Genomic DNA, 2,531 nt, shown 5'->3' on the forward strand with positions numbered 1-2,531 from the left:
ATAAATATGTGATCGACGACAACTATTTGTCATTAAACTACCGATATGTATGGAACATCAAATATAACCCATTGGATGTCATTAAAAAATACTTCCAGCTTAATGGTGATAAAATTGTATCTGCCTTTAAAAAAGATGGAGATTATGATGTAATCTTACTCAACGGCACTACTTTTTATATAACAAGAGATGCAGCATTTGGTCAAGTGGATTATAAAGATGTAAGATTTAATGTTTCTCAAAGTTATAGTTATGGCGATAGAAGTTTAAAAAATCAGAAGGTAAATTCCCTCAATGGCTTTTATCCAAGCACTGAATTTAGAAAGTAAAAAGGGCTAAAAATGAAAAAAAGAATATTTCTTATAGCTGGCGCAATACTACTTCTCACTGGTTGTTCTCCAAAGACCTATGAGCAAAATATGGTTTATGGCAAGGGTATTAATAGCGGCTATATGTTTGACAACATAGATAGAGATAGAGAGCTAATTCATAAGATCGAAAGAGGCAATGCGGATTTCTTTAGTCAAAAACTTAGATATGGCGAGAATAAAATCGCTGAAATTCTAACGGCCAAAAAGAATTTTCAAGCAAAAGGCGGTGCTTTAGAGGAGCAAGAGTTGCCTGCTAAGCAAGGACTTAAAAATAACGTATTTGGTGATATAGCAAGGGATTTTAAATATGCAAAGTAAATTTATATACACACTTATTGCTACTAGCATAGTAACAGCACAAGTTTTAATTGCGGATGAAACTGGATCATCTGTTAATCAGGGGCTAGAATATGAAAGCTATAAAAATACTGGACAAGGTTTAAATGAAAGCAGATCATACGAGCAAAGCTCTTTAATAGACCTCAATAACCAAAAAAAAGACGAAGGGCAATTTAACTACCCTGAAGTAGTATATGAGCATTTTAAAGCCTATCAAAAAATGCCAAGAAATAATGCTATAAACAATCAGCAAGCCGCACCTATTGCCGCTGGATACGATTTTTATGGTCAAGAAATGGCCGCTCAAACAGAGCGAGCATCTCAAAGGGCTGCTGCTATACAAAACGAAAAAGAACAGAGCATAAAGCCTGACATTAAATTTGTGCAAGGCTATTGTTCTTTAAGAAACGAAGTTGAAATAGCAAGAATTGCAGGCTATGCTACCTTAAGTTGTGATTTTATGGATTATGGACAAGGTCTGCTATCAGTAACATTGACGCCTGATTTCTTTTCACAAGCACTTATAGCAACACCGCTATATGTAGAGATAAATGGCAAGAAGATGCAAGTTCAACAAGGCGTTGTCTTAAATGGACTAAGAACATCTATCAACATAGCAACTAGCGTCAATGACTACATGATACAAAAAATTATGGCCGCTGGGGCTATCTCTTCGGCGACTGTTGCTACAAAATATGCACAAGACTATTTGGACGCACTTAAAAGTAGTAGAACAAGTCAAAGCTCAAATGTTCAATCAAGTGGCGGTGGCATTGTTGTAACACAAGATACAAAAACAGAAAAACCAAAGACTGGCGACTATATAGCAGGCGCAGTGGTTGAACTTGTTAGCTCACTAGCGAGCGTGATCGGAAATGCCTATTTAGATAGGGTAAGTTATAGCTTTAAGATCAACAAAGATACTTTAATGTTTGCCGATATGCAGGTTGATTTCAACTCTAGGGGTATGCGTGGTGTAAATTATGCTCCTAATAATTTAATCCAAACTGATGAACCACGTTTCACTGGAAATACATCTGCTTACTCAAATGGAACAAGCAGAAGTGTGGCAAAACAAGTGCCATTAAACCCTTACGACGGCGGTATTCAGACACAACAAGATATAAATATAGCCCCACAAGGCTATTACCCACCAATACCACCACAACAGCAATATAATATGCAACCATATCCAGCAACACCGCAATATGGTCCGCAACAATATTATTATTACAATGGGCAACAACAGCCTTTATATATCAATCAAGGAGCGAATAGATGATGATGGTAAAAAGAGTATTCTTATTCTTTGCTCTCGCGGCTTCTTGTATATGTGTAGCTAACGCCAAACAAGCTACTTGTGGGTCGGGTCGTGGAGTTGGCGCGCCTTTTAATTTTGAGTATTCATATAATGAAAATTCAAGCAAACAAAAACAAGCTACATTTAATGCAATTAACTGCCCTCAATTATCCCCAAGAGTTGCCGATAAATATGATGTTGTTTTAGATAATATTGATTTTAAATCAGGAACATACGTTTGCCAATACAATATAAAAGAGAGCAAATCGCAAGAAGAGATACAATCAGATGCAAAAAATTTAGGAGTAACTGTTTCAAACGTTGTTATGCAACAAAGTGGTTTTAGAATTCCATATAGTTTTGCTGAGTGTGTAAATGATGATCTAAAATTTATTAATGAGCAAAAAAATAACATCTCGACAATTACAGCTGCAACCATCAATGATGGTTCAGCAGAAGCTAGATATATTGGCTCTTCAAGAACAAAGTTATCTGAAATTCAAAAGGGCTTTTTCTATGAC

4 protein-coding genes are annotated in these 2,531 nt (G+C 36.0%); all 4 read left to right on the forward strand.

Translation table 11 applies throughout. From position 1 onward, the window contains the following. The coding region (locus CYP28_RS01810) for a hypothetical protein (protein WP_219811235.1) at positions 1-329 on the forward strand (329 nt) is incomplete at its 5' end. A 12-nt stretch (positions 330-341) separates the two neighbouring features. Then, positions 342-689, forward strand: a complete 348-nt coding sequence (locus tag CYP28_RS01815) for a lipoprotein (protein ID WP_103592882.1) — start codon at positions 342-344, stop codon at positions 687-689. Positions 690-930: 241 nt separating this feature from the next. Beyond that, complete coding sequence (locus tag CYP28_RS01820) at positions 931-1,992, forward strand: hypothetical protein (RefSeq protein ID WP_141090890.1); 1,062 nt, start codon at positions 931-933, stop codon at positions 1,990-1,992. Further along, positions 1,989-2,531, forward strand: a 543-nt coding sequence (locus CYP28_RS01825) for a hypothetical protein (protein ID WP_141090891.1), incomplete at its 3' end; no start/stop codon positions are given. The genes CYP28_RS01820 and CYP28_RS01825, both read left to right, overlap by 4 nt.

Origin of the sequence: Campylobacter concisus, assembly GCF_002914195.1 — a bacterium.
GTDB lineage: Bacteria > Campylobacterota > Campylobacteria > Campylobacterales > Campylobacteraceae > Campylobacter_A > Campylobacter_A concisus_M.